At 76.8% G+C, this 18039-nt stretch carries 10 protein-coding genes; 8 read left to right on the forward strand and 2 right to left on the reverse strand.

The features are described 5' to 3' along the window. The first annotated feature begins 3 nt into the window (after positions 1-3). From Ade02nite_RS07540 to Ade02nite_RS07570, 7 genes are read left to right on the forward strand one after another with little or no spacing between them, the layout of a single operon-like run. Entirely contained in the window at positions 4-2169 is a 2166-nt protein-coding gene (locus Ade02nite_RS07540) for a putative baseplate assembly protein (RefSeq protein ID WP_203760814.1), read from the forward strand. Further along, on the forward strand, positions 2169-4337 hold the full coding sequence (locus tag Ade02nite_RS07545) for a phage tail protein (RefSeq protein WP_203760815.1): 2169 nt from the start codon (positions 2169-2171) through the stop codon (positions 4335-4337). The genes Ade02nite_RS07540 and Ade02nite_RS07545 overlap by 1 nt, the downstream gene beginning before the upstream one ends. A 3-nt stretch (positions 4338-4340) precedes the next feature. Beyond that, entirely contained in the window at positions 4341-5792 is a 1452-nt protein-coding gene (locus Ade02nite_RS07550) for a hypothetical protein (RefSeq protein WP_203760816.1), read from the forward strand. Beyond that, a complete protein-coding gene (locus Ade02nite_RS50220; protein WP_203760817.1) occupies positions 5785-7773 on the forward strand; it encodes an ATP-binding protein in 1989 nt (662 codons plus the stop codon). The genes Ade02nite_RS07550 and Ade02nite_RS50220 overlap by 8 nt, the downstream gene beginning before the upstream one ends. Next, on the forward strand, positions 7766-9193 hold the full coding sequence (locus Ade02nite_RS07560) for a hypothetical protein (RefSeq protein ID WP_203760818.1): 1428 nt from the start codon (positions 7766-7768) through the stop codon (positions 9191-9193). The genes Ade02nite_RS50220 and Ade02nite_RS07560 overlap by 8 nt, the downstream gene beginning before the upstream one ends. 23 nt (positions 9194-9216) lie before the next feature. Next, positions 9217-10509 (forward strand): hypothetical protein, encoded by a 1293-nt coding sequence (locus Ade02nite_RS07565; protein WP_203760819.1) that lies wholly within the window; start codon positions 9217-9219, stop codon positions 10507-10509. A gap of 10 nt (positions 10510-10519) precedes the next feature. Then, positions 10520-13771, forward strand: a complete 3252-nt coding sequence (locus tag Ade02nite_RS07570; protein WP_203760820.1) for a hypothetical protein — start codon at positions 10520-10522, stop codon at positions 13769-13771. 41 nt (positions 13772-13812) lie between these two features. Here Ade02nite_RS07570 and Ade02nite_RS07575 read toward each other — a convergent pair whose 3' ends face one another. Further along, positions 13813-15180 carry an SGNH/GDSL hydrolase family protein gene (locus tag Ade02nite_RS07575; protein ID WP_203760821.1) on the reverse strand — a complete coding sequence of 456 codons (1368 nt, stop codon included), beginning with the start codon at positions 15178-15180 and terminating at the stop codon, positions 13813-13815. A 53-nt stretch (positions 15181-15233) separates the two neighbouring features. On the opposite strand from Ade02nite_RS07575, the gene Ade02nite_RS07580 reads away from it, so the two are divergent. Further along, on the forward strand, positions 15234-16664 hold the full coding sequence (locus tag Ade02nite_RS07580; protein WP_203760822.1) for a PA0049 C-terminal domain-containing protein: 1431 nt from the start codon (positions 15234-15236) through the stop codon (positions 16662-16664). Here the strand turns inward: Ade02nite_RS07580 and Ade02nite_RS07585 are convergent. Beyond that, entirely contained in the window at positions 16656-17963 is a 1308-nt protein-coding gene (locus Ade02nite_RS07585) for an MFS transporter (protein WP_203760823.1), read from the reverse strand. The two genes, Ade02nite_RS07580 and Ade02nite_RS07585, sit on opposite strands and share 9 nt — an antisense overlap. Positions 17964-18039: the final 76 nt, after the last annotated feature.

The raw sequence follows: 18039 nt of genomic DNA on the forward strand, positions 1-18039 counted from the left end.
GCCATGGCGCTGCGCAGCCCCATCCTCGACGACCGCTCGTACGCCCAGCTGCGCGACGAGCTGGTGGCCCGGATCCCGGTCTACGCGCCGGAGTGGACCGACCACCACCCGAGCGACCCCGGCATCACGCTCGTCGAGCTCTTCGCGTTCCTGGCCGAGAACCTGCTCTTCCGGTTCAACCAGATTCCGGAGGCCACCAAGCTCGCCTTCCTCGACCTGCTCGACATCCCGGTGCGCCCCGCGGTGCCGGCGAGCGGCACCGTCGTGTTCGGCACCGCGGACCCGGCCGGGATCGTGGTGGCCGCCGGCACCCCGGTGCTCGCCGGCCCGGTCGAGTTCCGCACCGGCGCCGAGGTGACGGCCTGGCCGCTCACCGCGCGGGCCGCGATCCGGGCCCGGCACGAGGGCGAGCTCGACGAGGACACCGCCGAGTACCTGGCCCGGGCCAGCGCCGCCGCCGGCACGAGCGTGACCGAGGCGTCCCGCTACCGCACCGCGTTCGGCGCGGCCGACCCGCAGCGGCCCGGCGGCGACGTGCTCGACCCGGCCGCCTCCATCGACGGCCGGCTGTACGTGCTGCTCACCTCGGCGATCGTGCCCGCCTTCGCCGGCCGGCTGGTCACCCTCGGCGTGGTGCCGGCCCGCCGGATCGACACGATGGCCGACGTGCGGCCCTGCGGCGACGAGGCCGGCTCCGAGGCCGTGCAGTGGCAGATCGCCACCACCACCCCGGTGGACGAGGACGACGGCAACGCCGACCCGGTGTGGCGGACGCTGGCCGTCGAGGCCGACACCACCGCCGCGCTGACCCGGCCCGGCCAGGTGCGGCTGCGGATGCCCGCCGACCTCGCCGACATCGGCCTCTACCTGCCGGACGACCCGGACGCGACGGGGTCCGGCGACCAGCCGCCGCTGCTCGAGGACGACGAGCTCATCCCGCTCGCGCTGGCCTGGCTCCGCGCGTACCGGCCGGCCGGCGCCGCCCTGCCGGCCGTGGAGTGGGTCGGCGCCAACGCGGCCCCGGTCGAGCAGGCCGCCGAGGCGGCCGCCGAGTTCCTCGGCACCGGCACCGGCGAGCCCGGCCAGGAGTACCGCCTCGTGCACCCGGGCGTGCTCGGCGACGTCGCGCTCGACGTCGAGGAGCAGGGCACCGGCCGGTGGCGGCCGTGGAGCCAGGTCGGCGATCTGCGCGCGGCCGGCGTCGACGACCGGGTGTTCACCGTGGACCGCGAGGCCGGGGTGGTCCGCTTCGGCGACGGCCGCCGCGGCCGGCCACCCCAGATCGGCGAGCGCATCCGGGCCGGCCGGTATAGGTACGGCGGCGGCGCGGCCGGCAACGCCGGCCCCGGCGCCATCACCGTCGCGCGCCCGTCCGTGCCGGCCGCCGGGCTCACCGTCGCCAACCCCATCGCCTGCCGGGGCGGCGCCGACGCCGAGGCGCTGGCCGACGCCGTCAACCGCATCCCCGAGGAGTTCCGCAGGCACGACCGGGCCGTCACCGTCTCGGACTTCCGCGAGCTGGCCGAGCAGACGCCCGGCGCCGGCGTGGTGCGGGCCGAGACGCTGCGCCTGTTCAACCCGCACCTGCCCGGTGAGACCACCCCGGGCGCCGTCTCCGTCGTGGTCTGGCCCGCCGCCGACCCGGCCCGCCCGGCCGCGCCGATGCCCGGCCGCGACACGCTGCGCGCGGTGTGCCGGTGGCTCGACGAGCGGCGGCTGATCACCACCGAGCTGTACGTCATCCCGCCCACCTACCGCCGGGTCGCGGTCAGCGTCGGCATCGCGGTCAAGCCCGGCTACGGCACCGAGGGCGTCCGGGCCTGGGTCGATCTCGTGCTGCGGCAATACCTTTCACCCCTGCCGCCGTACGGGCCGGAGGGGCGCGGCTGGCCGCTCGGCCGCGCCGTGTTCGGCCCCGAGTTGGAGGCCGCCGCGCTCCAGGTCGAGGGCCTGGAGTTCCTGACCGGCCTGCGGGTGGCCGAGTGGGACGACGAGGACGGCTGGCGCGAGCCCGCGCAGTCCCGCGTGGAGCTCGCCGCCTGGGAGGTCCCCGAGCTCACCGCCATCAGCGTGACCGCCGGCGACCCGCTGCCGCCCGGCGAGGCGCCGGCACCGCCCGGCCCGCCCGGCCCGCCCGTGCCCGTGCGCGCGCCCCGGGAGGTGTGCTGATGCCCCCGGCCCGCGCCGCCTCGCTGATCGCCACCTGCGACCAGTGGGTCCGCGCGTGGCACCGGGACACGGCCGTGGACGGCGCGCCCGGCGCGCTCACCCTGTCGTGGACCGAGCCGGCCGACCCCGGCCCCGGCGCGAGCGGCGGCTGCCTCGCCCGGGGGCTCGCCGTGGACCGGCTGTGCCGCGTCTACCGGCTGCGGCGACACGAGGTCGAACGGCTCCTCGTCGGGCCCACCCGGCACGGGGTGGACTACGCCCGGCTCGGCCCTCCGGTGCGGATCGTGGGCCGCCGCCCGGAGGCCGAGGCGGCGCCGCCGGGCGACTTCGCGCCGCGCCCACGGCCCGAGCTGCTGGACGGCACGGGCATCGCGGTGGACGCGGACGACCGGCTCTTCCTGGCCGACCGGGGACGCCGCGTGATCGCCGTGCTCGACCTGTGGAGCCGCCGCACGCTGCGTGTCGTCCCCGTCGCGGGCCTGCCGATGGGTCTCACGGCGGCCGGCCGGGTGGTGCACGCGCTGGTCCGGGGGCCCGCCGGGCTGGTGCGGCTGACCGCCACCCGCGACCCCGAGCCGGCCGAGCTGCCCGGCGGCGCGCCGGCCGGAGCCGAGCCGTCGCGCGTCGCGCTGCTGCCGGACGGCACGCCCGTGGTGCTCTGGCACACCCCGGACGGCGCGGGCTGGCTGACCGCCGCCGGCCGCGCCGCCGAGCCGGTCGGCGGGGCCTCCGACATCGCGGTGGACGCCACCGGCGCGGTCGTCGTCGCACCCTGCCCGTCGCCGCCCGGCGCGCCGCCGGCCGCGCTGCGCCGCCTGGTGCCCGCCGCGGGCGGCTGGACCCGGACGCTGCCGCTGGACGCCGCGGGCTACGACGGCTCCGGCATCGTGGCGACGGGTGACGGCCGCGTCGGCTACTGGACCGCGGCGGGGTTCCGGCTGGCCGCGCGGGGCCGGGTCCGGTACGCCAAGGACGGCACCTGCGTGACCTACCGCCTCGACTCCGGACAACCACGCAACCGATGGGGCCGGATCATCCTGGACGGCTGCCTGCCGCCCGGCACCGACTGCCGGGTTGCCGCGGTGACCAGCGACGACGACTTCGAGACCGGACTGCCCCCGGCGCCCGCCGACCCGGCCGCCTGCGAGCCCGGCCCCGGCAAGACGCCGCCGCTGCCTCCGGACGGCCTCGCGCCGACGGGCCCGGCCGTCGCCGGCGCCGTGCACCGCCGCCGCGACGCGCCCACGCCCTGGTGGCGGCCCGCCGCCCACGACCCGGTCGACGTCTTCGAGGCGCCGGTGACCGCGCCGCCCGGCCGCTATCTCTGGATCAGCCTGCGGCTCACCGGCGACGGCAGCAGCACCCCGTCGGTGCGCGCGCTGCGGGTCGAGAGACAGGCCCACGACCTGGTACGGCGGCTGCCCGCCGTCTTCGCCGAGGGGCTCGCCGACCCGTCGTTCCTCGACCGCTACCTCGCCATCTTCGACAGCCTGCTGTACGACCTGGACCAGCGCGCCGCCCGCCGCGACGTGCTGCTCGACCCGGCGGCCACCCCGGTCGAGGCGCTGCCCTGGCTGGCCTCGTTCGCCGGGCTGGTGCTGGACGACCGCTGGCCGGAGGCGGCCCGCCGCCGCCTGCTGGCCGAGATCGTCCCGCTCTACCGCCGCCGGGGCACGGCCGGCGCGCTCACCCGCTACCTCGAACTGCTGCTCGGCCGCGCACCGATCCTCGTCGAGCACTTCCGGCTGCGCGGGCTGGCGCCCCGCCCGGGCGGCGACCCGCTGACGTCGCGGCGCGCCGTGGTCGGCTTCGGCTTCCGGCTCGGCGACACCGCCGGCACCGGCGCGGCCGGCCAGGGCGCCGAGGCGCACCGCTTCACCGTGGTGGTGCCGCAGCCGCTCTCGGCGGAGCAGGACGCCGCGGTGCGGCACGTGCTCGACACCGAACGCCCCGCGCACACCGCCTACGAGCTGTGCACCGTGGACGCCGGGATGCGGGCCGGCTCGGGGCTGCACGTCGGGCTCACCTCGCTGGTCGGCCCCACCGGCGCGATGACGCCGCTGGTGGTGGGCGCGTCCGTGGCCACGGCGGGCACGGTCCTCGGCGGCGCCGGCTCCGGCCTGGCCGTGGAGGGCGCCCGCCTCGACCGCACGGCCCGGGTGGGCTGAGCCGTGGTCACCCTCACGATCGGCCGCCTGCACACCCGGTACGCCGGCGACGCCGTGCGCTTCGCGGACAGCCTGCCCCGGATGGTGGATGTCGAGCTCGACCGGGCGCTCGACGCGGTGCGGGTGCCGGAGGGGCACGTCTGCGTGCGGCGGCTGACCGTGCCGGTGCGCCTCGACCGGGACACGCTGACGGCGGCCCGCGCGTGGGCGGACCAGATCGCGGCTGCCCTGGCCCGGGCCGTGGCCGATGTCGGGGCCGAGGACGTGGTCGTCTATCGCCGGACCCTGGACGTGCTCGCCGACATGCTCGCCGCGGCCGGCCGAGGAGACACGCGCCGGGAATGGGCGTGGCGGCAGACGGGCGTGCTGCCCCCGGGCCCCGAGGCGTTCGCCGCCGCCGTGGCCCAGCGGCCGGACCTGGCGTGCGCCGCGCTCACCGCGGCGGCGCGGCTCGGCCCGCTGCCGTTGACGGCGGCCGGGTGGGTGACGATCGCCCACGCCGTCGGGGAGGTGGCCGGCCCGCCGCCGGCCACGGGCTCGCAACCGGAGAAGCCGGCGTCTGTTCCCACCCATCCGGCGGCGCTCCGGCTGCCCGCTGTCCTCGGCCATCCGGTGGCGCTCCGGCTGCCTGCGGCGCAGATCGCCCGGCGGCCGGCGGGGGAGCGGCGCGCGGTGGCCCGTCTGGTGCTGCTCTGCGCGGCGCCCGCGCTGTCGCGGTCCGCGCCGGCGATCGCGGCCGTCGCGGCCTCGCTGGCGTCGCCCGCCGAAACGCCGCCGGGCACGCCGCTGCCCGAGGGCGTAATCTCGCCGTCCAGTCCGGAGTACGCGTCCGGGATCGCGTCGCCGGACGGGCCGCCCGTGCTCGGGCCTGCGTCGTCGCCGCCATCGGCCGGCGCGTCAGCCGTTGATGCCGTCCCGCCGTTGGCGGATGGCGATCCGGTTGCCGTCGCCGCGACCACCGACCTGCCGGTCACCGCCGCCGGGGGAGTCCTCTTCCTGATCCGCGCCGCCGAGGGCAGTGGCGTGGAGGCGGAAGGTGCCGGTGCCGGGCCGTTCGAGACGCTTCCCGAGGCGCTTGCCGACTGGCCGCTGAGCACGGTCGTCGCGTGGGTGGCGGCGCGCCTCGGCGGTGTGGGTGCGGACGATCCCGCCGTGCACCTGCTGGCCGGAAGCCCGGCCGAACCGCTCGCCGCGCCGCGGCCGGACGAGGACGCGGCGCTCGCGGCCGTGGCCACGCGGGTGGAGGAGTGGCTGCGCCCCCTGCTGCGGCTGGAGCCGGGCGACGACCTCGGGTGGCTCTGGCGGCGGACCGCCCGGATCGACGCGCAGCCCGGCTGGGCCGAGATCACCTTCGCCCTCGACGACGTCGACACGCGCGTGCGCGCCGCCGGGCTGGACCTCGACCCGGGCTTCGTCTGGTGGCTCGGCTCCGTCGTGCGGTATCGCTATGTCTGAGCTTCCGGCCCTGCCCGCCCGCGCCGCCGCCCTGGCCGAGCGGCTCGCGGGCCTCTGTGCCGAGCCCGTGGACGAGCTGATCGAAGGGCTGCGCGCGGAGAGCGACACGGCGGCCGCGCACCGGCTCGCCGCGGCGACGGGGCTGACGCCGTTCGAGTTCGATCTGCTGCTGCTCGCCGGGCTGCCCGAGGAGCACGAGGCGCTGTGCCGGCTGGCCCGCCGGCTGCATCCCGGCGCCGAGTGCTGGTTCACGCCGGCCGTCGCCGCCGCCGTGCTGGAGCTCGACGCCGCCGGCCGCGCCCACCTGCGCCGGGCCCTCGAGGCCGGTCCGTTGCGCCGTTTCCAGCTGGTGACCGGGCCCGACACCGTGCCGCTGCCGGAGCGCGGGCTGCGCCTGCCGCCGGGCCTGTGGAGCGTGCTCCGCGGCGTCGACTGCTGGCCGGCCGCCCTGCACCCGATGGACCTGCCCGACCTGCCGGGCTCGGCCGTGCCGCCGGTGGCGGCCGGCGGCCCGCACGTGCCAGGCTCGGCAGTGCCAGGCTCGGCAGTGCCAGGCTCGGCAGTGCCAGGCTCGGCCGCAGTGGGCTCGGCCGCAATGGGCTCGGCCGTGATGGGCTCGGCCGTAATGGGCTCGGTCGTGACAAGCTCGGCCGTGCCGCTGACGGCCGCCGATGGCCCGCGGGTCGTGGTGGTGACGGGCGACGGGCGCGACGACCACGAGCTGGCCGCCCTGGCCGCCGCCTGGGTCGCGGACCCGGCCGGGGTGCCGGCGGCCGAGCTCGACGGCGACCGCGCTCCGATGTGGACCGTGCACCTGCTCGCCCGCGGCGCCACGCCGATCGTGGTCGGTGCGCCGCCGGCGCCGCCGCTGCCCGGCCATCCCGGGCCGGTCGTGGTGGCCTGCGCCGCCGCCGGGTTCCCGCTCGACGACCGGCCCGCCGTCACGGTCGAGTTGCCCCGGCCGGGCCTCGGCGACGCGATCGCCCTCTGGCGCGACCTGCTGCCCGGGCTCAACGGCGCCGCCACCGAGCTGGCCGGCCTGCTGCGGGTGGGCCGGATCGGCGCCGTCCGGGCGGTCCGCGACACCGAGGCCGCGGGCGCGGTGACCGTCGGCGCCGTCGTCGACCGGGTCCGCCGGCGCACGGAGCTGCGGCTGCCCGCCTCGGTCCGGCTGGTCCGGCCGCGCGCCACCCTGGACCGCCTGGTGCTGCCGGAGAGCCGGCACCGGGCGCTGCGCTCGGTCGTCGACCGGGTCCGCGGGCAGGCGCGGGTGCTGCACGAGTGGGGCTTCGGCGACGCGGCCCGCCACCCGGGCGGCGTGCGCCTGCTGCTCTCCGGCCCGCCCGGCACCGGCAAGACCCTCGCCGTGGAGGCGGTCGCCGGCGAGCTCGGCCTCGACCTGCTCGTGGTCGACCTGGCCGCGCTGGTCAGCAAGTGGCTCGGCGAGACCGAGAAGAACATCGCCGAGGTCTTCGACGCGGCCGAGCGCTGCCAGGCCGTGCTCTTCTTCGACGAGGCCGACGCCGTCTTCGGCCGCCGCACCGACGCCTCCGACGCGCAGGGCCGGTGGGCCAACCTGGAGACCGCCTACCTGCTCGGCCGGATCGACCGCTCGGACGGCCTGGTCGCGCTCGCCACCAACCTGCGGCGCAACGTCGACGACGCGTTCGTCCGCCGGCTCGACGTGATCCTCGACCTCGAGGAGCCGGACCGGCCGGCCCGGGAGCTGCTCTGGCGCCGCCACCTGCCGGCCGGTGCCCCGATCGCCGCGGACGTCGACGCGTCCGTTCTCGCCGCCCTGTACGAGACGCCGGGCGGCCTCATCCGCAACGCCGCGCTCTCGGCCGCCTACGTGGCCGCGGCCGGCGGGCGCCCCATCGACCAGGACGCGCTGATCGACGCGGTACGCGACGAGTACCGCAAGGCCGGCCGGTCGTTCCCGGGCGCACCCCGGGCCCGAGGAGGAACCCGACATGGCTAAGAACCTCGCCGACCGGGCGAAGGCCCGGCTGACCGCCGTGCGCGCCCGCCGTGACGCCGCCGGCGCCGGATTGGCCGCGGCCCGCGCCGAGCTGAACCGCCGGCACCCCGACCCGGCCTCGGTCGCCCCGGAGGACTGGGCCGCCGAGCTGGGCGCCACCCAGCACGTGGCGACCGCCCGCGCCGCGCTCGCGGCGAACCGGGCCGAGCAGGACCGGATCCGCCAGGCGCTGGCCGAGGTGGCGAACCCGGCCGACACCGAGACGTACGAGCGGCGGCTGCGGGCCGCGCTCGTCGCCGGCGCGGCGCTGCGGGTGCGGCTGCGCGAGGCGACCGAGCGGGCCGCGGCGGCCACCGGGTCGCTCGCCGAGTGGACCGCGCTGGCCGGCCGGGCCTCGGCCGCGGCCGGCGCCGCCGAGGCGGACGTGACCGCCGCGACCCGCTGGCAGGCCGACGCGGACGCGCTGCGCGCCGCGCTCGGCAAGCCGCCGCTCAAGACCGTGGTCGCCGACGCCGCGGCGGTGGACCGCAAGCCCGCGAACGACCGGCTCGCCGCCCTGTTCCCGGAGCCCCTGCGCAAGCGGGCCCTGGACCGGGCCGCCGAGGCGCAGGCGCTGGCCGACGCGGAGACGGCCGCGGCCGCGGCGGTCGAGGCGAGCCGCGTCTCGGCCCGGTCGGCCGCCCACCCGCTCGCGATCGCGGCCGACACCGCCCGGGCGGCCTTCGTCGCCGCGCTGGCCGCGCTGCGCCGCTACGCCTCCACCGCGCCGGCCGAGCTGGAGATCGCCCGGTCGGGTCTCGCCGGCGTCGCCGCGCTGCCCGACCTCAGCGCCGCCCAGAAGGAGGCGCTGGACCCGGCGCGGCGCCCGGCCGGGGTGGCGGCCGCGACCGCCGAGGGCAAGCTGGCCACGGCCGTCGCGGCGCTCGCCGTCGCCCAGCGCACGGTGGACGACGCGATCGCCACGGCCCTGCTCGCCAAGCCGGACGCCGACCCGATGGAGGACACCAAGGTCAAGAAGGCGGTGCAGGACCGGGACGCGGCGGCGATCCAGGACCCGCTGAAGGCGGCCCGCACCGGCTACGACGACGCGGCCCGCGCGGCCCTCGACGACTGGGAGGTCGAGGTGCCGGACGCGCTGTGGCGCGCCACCACCGACCTCGCGGCCGCCGGCCGGGCCCTCGACCGGCTGGCCGACCAGGCCGCCCGCGACGCCCTGGTGGCCCGGGTGGACGCGGCCGGGGACGCCTTCACCGACGCCCTGGACGCCCGCGCCGAGCAGGAGCGCCGGGAGCTCGCCGTGGACGCCGCGCTCGCGCCCCGGGCCGGCGCCGCGGCCGCCGGCGGCGCCGCACCCGCCGACCGCGTCGGCCAGTACGTACGGGGCGACGGGCCGGGCGGCCGCACCCCGGCCCAGCTCTGACGACGACGAACAGGGAGCGCGACGTGGCCACCCCAGACCTGGTTCTCGGCACCCCGGCCTGCCGGCCGGCGACCCTGCCGCTGAACCCGTTCGTGTCCAACCGCTATCACTTCGGCATGCTGCTCGGCGTCGCCGACCTCGACACCGAGCAGGGCTATCACCGGGGCAAGGGCTGGCTGCACAACGCCTGGCTGCACGGGCCCGGCGCGGTGTGGGGCCTGCGCGCCGAGGTGACCCCGGCGAACAACGAGGTGGTGGTGCACCCCGGGCTGGCCCTGGACGGCAACGGCCGCGAGCTGCACGTCGGCGAGCGGCTCTGCGTCGACTTCGGCCGGTGGTACGCGGAGCGGCGGCCGGCCGGCCTGGACGTCACCGAGGAGCCGGACGGCAGCATCCGGTTCACCGCGCACGTGCGGCTCTGCGCCCGGCCCTGCCTCGACCGGCCGGTGCCCTCGGTGAGCGAGCCGTGCGAGGGCTCCGACCTGGGCACCGCCTACTCCCGCACGGTCGAGCAGGCGCAGCCCGAGCTGGCCGGCGGGCCGGCACCGGCGGTGGCCGCGCCCCCGTACCCCCGGCTGCGGCAACTCGCCGGTCAGCTGGAGATGACCGACCAGGACGTGCGGGACGCCGCCGCGGCCATCGACGCCGCGGCCGACCGCCCGGCCGAGATCCTGCGCGCGCTGCGCCGGCTGGCCGCGCTGGACACCGTCGCCCTGGAGCCGGAGGGCGGCGCGGGCGAGCTCTACCCCGTCGCCGGGGACGGGTGCGTGGTGCTGGCGCAGATCGAGGCGCACCTCGTGCCCGACGGTGACCGCTGGACCGTCGCCGCCGACACCACTGTGGACAACGCGGTGCGGCCCGCGCACGTGCGCACCTCGGCCCTGCAGGAGCTGCTGTTCGCCCAGCCGGCCGCGCCGCCGCAGGCCCGCACGGGCGCCGCGCCGGACGGCGAGCCGCCCCGCGCCCGCGACGCCGGGCTCACCGGCAGCCGGCTGCGGATCCTTTTCACCCGGCCGCTGCTGGCCGCCACCGTGACCCCGGGCGCGTTCACCGTCACCGTGCTGCGCGCCGACGGCTGGAACCGGGTCGCCGTGACCGGCGCCGAGGCGGACGAGGACGGCACCGCGGTGACGCTGACCCTGCGCTCCGCGCCGCGCACCCGGCCGATCCGGGTGGTCGCCGCCGGCGCCGGGCCGACTCCGATCCTCGGCGCCGACGGCCTGCCGCTGTCCGGCGCCGAGGCCGACCGCGCGGCCGTGCCCTCCGGCGCCGACGCCGCGCTGCTGATCGGCGCCGACGGCGCCCCACCCGAGTGAGGACGGACCGATGACCACCACCCCGCTGGAACTGCTCGGCACCGGCGCCGGGCTCAGTGTGATCGACCCGGGCACGATCCTCACCCGGCTCTGGTACTTCGACGGCAAGTTCCTGCGCGCCGAGGGCTTCCGCACCGACCAGGCGTACGTGCGCTCGCTGGCCGCCCTCTCGCACCAGGCCACCGGCAGCGGCGTGGTGCACGGCTACGACGTGAGCCCGGCCGCCGGGGACAAGCTGCGGATCACCGGCGGGCTCGCGCTGGCACCGTCCGGCCGGGTCGCCTACCTGCCCCGGCAGGCCGAGGTCAGCATCGCCGACCTGATCGCCCGCTCGTCCGGCGCCGCCGACCCGGCGACACCGCCCGCCGCCGGGGTGGCCGACTTCGGCCGGTGCGCGCCCGAGGAGGCCGCCGGCCCGGACGTCACCGTCGCGGGACGGCCGCTCTATCTGCTCACGGTCGCCGGCGTCGAGGCGCTCTGCGGCGAGGAGGAGCGCTTCGGGCAGCTCTGCGTGGACGCCTGCGCCACCGAGACCGACCGGTCCACGGTGGTCGAGGGCGTCCGCTTCCGGGTGCGTGAGCTGGCGCTGACGTTGCCGTCCAGCAGCACGGTCCCCTTCGACCTGCGGCACCTGCGCTCCCGCGTGGCGTCGGCGTACTTCGCCGCCGAGCGCACCGCCGTGCCGTCCCGCGTCTCCGGCTCCGGGCTGGCCACGCCGGTGTGGTGCGCCGGTGCCGAGGGGATCGGCGGCGACGAGGTGCCGCTCGCCGTGCTCGACCGGGCCGCCGGGGTCACCGCCCTGATCGACGGGTGGACCGCCCGGCGCGAGCTGCAGGAGGCCACCCCGCGGCGCTACTGGCAGTGGCGGATGGCGATGCGGCCGTGGGACGTGTTCCTCGCCCAGGTGCTGCAGTTCCAATGCCAGCTCGCCGATCTGGGCCGGGCGGGCGCGAGCACCGACCGCGAGACGCTGCGGGCGGCCGCGGAGGCGCTCGGCCGGGTCGAGGCCGACCCCGAGGGCGCGCTGGCTGCCGTGCGGAAGCGCCTCGTCGCCGCCCTCGACGCGGCACCCACGGCGGCCGGCACGGGCTCGCTGCTGCTCGACGGCGGCCTGGTCGAGCTGCCGCCGGCCGGCTACCTGCCGATCGACCTGACCCGGCCGGTCGGCGACCAGGTCCGCGCGCTGCTCGGCGACGGCGTCGACCTGCGGTTCTGCGTGGCGCGGCCGGACCACGTACCGGAGATGTTGCAGGAGGCGCAGCACCTGGACCGGATCTCGCTCACCCGCGGCCTCGACGAGCCGGACCGCAAGGAGGCCGTGGACGTGCTCGTGCCCGACGGCGTCATCGGCACGGCGGCGCCCGCCACCACGGCGTTCACCGGCACCGGCCGGATCCTGGAGAACGAGCGCGGCGAGGACGACGAGCAGTCGGCGCTGACCCTGTCGGTGGTCGCCCGCGACCGGTCCGGTCCGGGCTGGTCGTGGACGGCCGCGGCCTACGGCGAGCTGCCCCGGCGGGTCTCCGTGCAGGACTTCGCCGCCGCCTCGGCCGCAGCGTTCTCCGGCAGGGGAGACGGCGACCCGTTCGCCGGCGTCTCCGTGCGGCCGAACGCGGACCAGGACCGGATCCGGCGCACCTCCGCCTTCGCCCGGCGCCTCGTGTCGGAGGGCCGGGCCGCGGCGGCGCGCCGGGCCGCGATGCGCGGCGCGGCCCCGGGACGCCCGCCCGCCGACCGGCCGCTCGCGGAGGGCGAGTTCCGCCCCGTCATGATGTGGCTGGACGGCTACACCGAGGCCCCGGTGGACACGCTGCCGATCGACAAGACCACCCGCTTCGGGGCACGGTTCAGCCTCTACTCGCGGGCGAGCACCCGGGCGGCGGTCTTCATCGACGTCCGGATCGGCGGCAGCCTGCGGGTGCTCGACTCGGTCGTCCTCGCCGACCGGAAGGTCGTGCGGACCGAGACGTCCGGGGTGGCCCAGATCCTCCAGGCCGACTCCGAGAAGCCGCGGCTCGAGGAGGTCCTGCTGCCGATGGTCTGGACGTTCCACCGGCAGACGAGAGCGCTCAGCGTCGCCGTCGGCGACCCGGAGGCCGCGGTGGTGGTCGAGCTCCAGGAGGGTGGCGTCCCCCGGCACGTGAGCGGGCGGATGCTGGTGCCCGTGCGCGGCGCGGTGCCCACCACCCGCACCTACGCCACCCTGGAGATGCGGGAGCAGGGCGGCGTCCTCGACCCCGGCTCGTCCGGCCGGGCCCTGGCCGAGTCGGTCATCGCGGTGATCGGCGCGGAGCTGGCCGTGCCGGGCCGGGACCCGAGCTTCCCCCAGTACGCCACCGAGCGGCTGCTGGGCGGGCTCACCACGAGCGGCCCGGAGGAGGTCACGGCGACCACGGACTGGGTCTTCTTCACCCGGCGCCGGGATCGTCGCTGCGCGGGCGACGTGGTGGAGACGCCGGTCGTCACCCGCACCTATCGCCTCTTCCACCGGACGCTGTCGGACCGGAGCGCGACGGCGGCCGGCCTCCCGGGCCTGGCGGCCGACGACGACGGCGACTTCGAGCCGGTGGCCACCGTTCAGTTCACCGCGGGCCAGGTCACGATGACGTCGTCCGCGGCGGACCTGCGCGCCGGGTGGCTGTCCGGCGCCGATCGCGGCAACGAGATCAGGCTCTGCGGGGTGGGCGACTTCGCCGACAGCGACGGCGAGGCGATCGCGCTGGGCCGGCTCTCCACCGTCCGCTCGGTGCTGGCCGACCTGGCGGACAGCAGCAACGCGCAGGCGCAGTACCTGCCGGACATCCCCGCCCAGTACCACCAGCCCGGCCTGCACGGCGCGATGTTCACGGCGGGGGTGCGCCGCCGGCCGGTGGTGCGCGTCTGCGTCACGATCTACCGGCTGCTGCCCGACGCGTACAAGCGGGTGCTCGTCGCGCTGCGCCAGCTGAAGGACTCCGTGCCGATGAGCGAGGTCCTCAGCCGCGCCAACGCCCAGCCCGACGTGTTCTTCGTGGACCTGGCCGACGAGGTGGTGGTGAACCCGGACAGCATCCCGGGCGGCTGGGACCAGGTGCGCATCGTCGACAACGTCGTCGGCCTGCCGTCCGGCACCGGCCCGGAGGACGAGAAGCTGCTCCGCGAGCGGGCCGCCAAGGTCGGCCGGGCGGTCCACATGCCGGACAACCCGGGCGCCACGATGCCCGCGCAGACCGGCGACTGCGGCGCGATCCTCGTCGTGGCCGCCGAGCCGGCCGTCAACTGAGAGCACGGGCGCGCCGCCCTGGGCGGCGCGCCCGGTGTGCGTCAGGCGGCCGGCGTCAGGGCCGCCGGGGTCAGGGCGAGGCGCTGGAGCTGGGCGATGTCGACGGCGCCGGCCATGGCGAGGAAGCCGGCCCGGTTGGGGTGCAGGTGGTCGCCCGGGCCGCCGGTGGTGCTGTTGGTGTCGTAGGCGGGGAGCAGGTGGCCGGGGTTGGCCGGGTCCTCGGTGACGGCGGCGAAGTCGGCGACGCCGTCGAAGAGGCCGCTGGTGCGGATGAAGTCGTTGACGGCGCGGCGTTTCGCGTCGGTCTCGGGGGTGCCGTACTCGCCGAACTCGGTGCCCGCCGACGGGGTCAGCGTCGCGCCGACGATCTTCAGGCCGCGGGCGTGGACCCGGCGGACGATGTCCCGGTAGCCCTCGATGACCTGCTCGGCGGTGGCGCCGGCGCCACCGAGGTCGTTGATCCCCTCGAGCATGATGACGACGCGGACGCCGGGGCGGTCGAGGACGTCGCGGTCGAGCCGGTCGACGGCGGGCGGGCCGCAGGCCGCGCAGCCACCCGGCACACGGGTGACCGTGTTGCCGCCGATCGCCTCGGTGACCACCGAGAGGGTGCCGCGCGGCGACGGGCGCTGGTCGAGCCGGCGTTGCAGCACGTCGGGCCACCGGTCGTCGCCGTTGAGGGTGGCGAAGAAGCCGTCGGTGATCGAGTCGCCGAAGGCCACCACGGCCGCCGTGTCGCGGCGCTGCGCCACCACCTCGGAGAGGAAGAACCACGAGGTGGTCGAGTGCGGGAACGCCGTCTCGGCGAGGTCGGCGGTGTGGTCGCCGGCGTTCTGGTCCGACAGGTACGACGTGGTGAACGCGGCCGCGTGCCAGGTCATCGGCCCGCTGGCGCCGGCCACGTGGGTGCTGATCGCGAGGCGCTGCGACCGGGCGTCGGTCACCTTGACGGTCACCGGGTCGCTCAGCACCGTGCGCCCGGCCGGGACGGTGACCGACGGGCGGCCCGCGAAGGTCAGCGCGCGGTTGCTGCCCGGTGCCACGTTCGCGCCGGTGGTCTGCAGGCCCGCGGACGCCCGCTGGAAGGTGACCGGGCGCGTGCCGTACTCGTTGGTGAGCCGCACCCGCCAGCTCGAGCCGGCGACGCTGGGCCGCACGATCATGCGCAGGGTCTGGTCGCGGGCCTGATTGTCGGGGAAGGCGGCGGTCAGCAGCCCGTCCGGGCCGGGCTGGGCGACGGCGAAGCCGTCCGGATAGGCGCCCTGCGCCGACGCGGTCCACGCGCTCACCCAGGAGCGCGACGAGCCGTTCGCGGGGGCGGCCGGCTCCTGAGCGACGGCGACGACGGGGGTGAGCAGGACGAAGGCGATGGATGCGACGGCGCCTCGGCTGATTCGTGCGACTCGCATGACACTCCCCTCGGGAGGCAATCAATCGACAGCCATCGTTATAACATGGCGCGATGAGCAGACTGGGACTCCGCATCCTGTCGTCGGCAGTCAGCGTGGCCGCGCTGCTCGCCATGACCGGCGCCGCCCGGGCCCGCGAACCGGGCGCGGCCGGCTGCCTCGACCCCGGCGCGCCGCTGTCCGCCGAGGAGAGCCGCCTCACCGTCACCCTCCCGGCCGGATCGCCGGGCACCCCGTTCGCGCAGCGGATGATCGAGGGCGCGGGCTTCGCGGGCTTCACCCCGGCCCTGGTCGCGCAGCTGTGCGGCGCACGGACGCTGAAGGCCGCCGAGAAGGTCGTGACGCGCGCCGCCGGCCGGCTGTGGACGATGGCGGTCGACCGGGCGCAGCGGCGCGGGCCGGTCCGCGGCGACCTGCCCTACAGCGACGACCGGCCGCTCTACTGGACGCGGGTGCAGGCGACGGCCGCGATCCGGCAGTGGGTGCCGGCCTTCCCGCTCTTCGTGGGGCAGCGGCTGGAGCTCATCGAGGCGTTCGACCGGGCGTCGCGGGGCATGCGGGACATCGCGCTGCCGGCCGGCGACGGGGTGAAGCGGCTCATCGTGAGCGGCTTCGACCCGTACACGCTGGACGGGGGTCCCGGCGGCAACAACATCCGCCATGGCAACCCCTCGGGGGCGACGGCCCTGTCGATCGACGGCACGCGCTACCGGGCGGCGGACGGCAAGGTCGCGCACATCGAGGCGTACACGCTGCCGGTCAGCTTCCCCGAGTTCCGGCGCGGCTATCTGGAGGACACCGTCGGGCCGTTCATGCTGCCCGGGCCCCGGCGGCTGGACGCGTCCGTCACGGTCAGCCAGGCCGGCGGTTCCGAGTTCAACCTGGAGCAGTGGAACGCGCGCTACCACGGGATCTCGCTGGGCAACGACCGGTTCCGGCCGTGCCCCCTGGTCGGCGGCGTGCCGCAGCTGGCCGTGAACAACCCCGAGTGCAACACCACGGTGGTGGACCGGTGGGGCGGCCCGCCCACGTTCGACCTGCGCAACCCGCCACAGTGGACGGCCGCGACGCTTCCCGTCCAGCGGATGATCGACGCCCGGACCGGTGCGGGCGTGCCGCGCCCGCCGGGCGACACGTGGCCGGACGAGTCGGTCGCCTTCGGGGTGCTGTGGCGCACGAGCTACACCGAGTTCCCGGACTGCGCCGCGCCCGAGCGGATCACCCGCGACGGCGTACCGCCCAGCCCGCAGTCATGCTCCTACAGCGGTGGCGGCGGCAACTATCTGTCGAACGAGAGCGCCTACCGCAACACGCTGCTGCGTGACCGGATGGGCCTGACCGTCCCGGCCGGGCACATCCACACCCCCGACATGCAACACTTCGAGACCGAGTACGGGGTGAGCGACGCGACCTTCGACGCGTGGCGCCTGTCGATCGCGCAGCAGGCCCGCAACCTCATCCACGTGGTCGCCGACTCAGCCTGACGCCGTCACCGTGCCGGGCTGCTCGTCGCGCAGCCCGGCACGGGACGTCTCCGGCGCGAACCAGAGCGCGATAAGCGTGACGAGCAGGGCGGCGAGCACGTAGGCGGACACGGCGAACGCGCTCCCGGTCACCTGCACCAGCTTGATCGACACGATGGGCGCCAGCGCGCCGCCGAGGATGCCCGCGATCTGGTAGCCCATCGAGGCGCCCGAGTAGCGCAGCCGCGTGCTGAACAGCTCGACGATGAACGCCGCCTGCGGCCCGTACATCGCGGCGTGGGTGGCCAGCGCGACCACGACCGCCAGCACGATCACGGCGCGGTTCCCGGTGTCCAGTAATGGGAAGAAGGCGAACGCCCAGCCGGCGGCGGCCGCCGCACCGGCCGCGTACACCGGGCGCCGTCCCACCCGATCGGAGAGCGCGCCGAACGCCGGGATCAGGGCGAGCTGGAACGCCGAGCCGATGAGCACCGCCGCGAGCCCGGCGCTGCGCGGCAGCCCGAGCGTGCCGGTGATGTACGTCAGCACGTACAGCGTGAAGGTGTAGAAGGCCACGTCGGTGCCGATCCGGGCGGCCATCGCGACCAGCAGCCCTCGCGGGTGCCGGCGCAGCACCTCCACCAGCGGGATCTTGGCCGTGTCGCCGGACTTCTCCACCTCCGCGAACAGCGGCGACTCGCTGACCGTCAGCCGGATCCAGAGGCCGACCGCGACGAGGGCGCCGGAGAGCAGGAAGGCGATCCGCCAGCCCCAGGAGAGGAACGCGGACTCCGGCAGGACGGCGTTGAGCACCCACAGCACTCCCGCCGCGAGCAGGTTGCCGGCCGGCACACCCACCTGCGGCCAGCTCGCGTTGAGCCCGCGCCGGTCCGCCCCGCCGTGCTCCACCGACATGATGACGGCGCCGCCCCATTCGCCACCCAGCCCCAGCCCCTGGAGGAAGCGCAGGGTGACCAGCAAGATCGGCGCTGCCACCCCGATGGCGGCGTACGACGGCACGAGCCCGATGGCGAAGGTGGCCGCGCCCATGAGCAGCAGGGTGACGACCAGGACGTTGCGGCGCCCCACCCGGTCACCGAAGTGGCCGAAGATCACGCCCCCGAGCGGCCGCGCGACAAACCCGACGGCGTATGTGGCGAAGGCGAGCAGGGTGCCGGTCAGCGCCTCGAACTGCGGAAAGAACAGCTTGCCGAAGACCAGCGCCGCCGCCGAGCCGTAGAGAAAGAAGTCGTACCACTCCAGCGACGTCCCGATCAGACTGGCGACGATCACCCTGCGCGGCGTAGAGGTTGCGGACATGCGAGGCGGGATACCCGCTCGCGAGCTTGATCGACCAGTGTCGCTGTCTTGACTGGATCTATGTGATCGTTAACAG

Origin of the sequence: Paractinoplanes deccanensis, assembly GCF_016862115.1 — a bacterium.
Taxonomy (GTDB): domain Bacteria; phylum Actinomycetota; class Actinomycetes; order Mycobacteriales; family Micromonosporaceae; genus Actinoplanes; species Actinoplanes deccanensis.

Coding starts and splice junctions, on each gene's coding strand:
- Ade02nite_RS07540 (WP_203760814.1), top strand. CDS start 4: ATGGCGCTGCGCAGCCCCATCCTCGACGACCGCTCGTACGCCCAGCTG.
- Ade02nite_RS07545 (WP_203760815.1), top strand. CDS start 2,169: ATGCCCCCGGCCCGCGCCGCCTCGCTGATCGCCACCTGCGACCAGTGG.
- Ade02nite_RS07580 (WP_203760822.1), top strand. CDS start 15,234: ATGAGCAGACTGGGACTCCGCATCCTGTCGTCGGCAGTCAGCGTGGCC.
- Ade02nite_RS07560 (WP_203760818.1), top strand. CDS start 7,766: ATGGCTAAGAACCTCGCCGACCGGGCGAAGGCCCGGCTGACCGCCGTG.
- Ade02nite_RS07585 (WP_203760823.1), bottom strand. CDS start 17,963: ATGTCCGCAACCTCTACGCCGCGCAGGGTGATCGTCGCCAGTCTGATC.
- Ade02nite_RS07570 (WP_203760820.1), top strand. CDS start 10,520: ATGACCACCACCCCGCTGGAACTGCTCGGCACCGGCGCCGGGCTCAGT.
- Ade02nite_RS07575 (WP_203760821.1), bottom strand. CDS start 15,180: ATGCGAGTCGCACGAATCAGCCGAGGCGCCGTCGCATCCATCGCCTTC.
- Ade02nite_RS50220 (WP_203760817.1), top strand. CDS start 5,785: ATGTCTGAGCTTCCGGCCCTGCCCGCCCGCGCCGCCGCCCTGGCCGAG.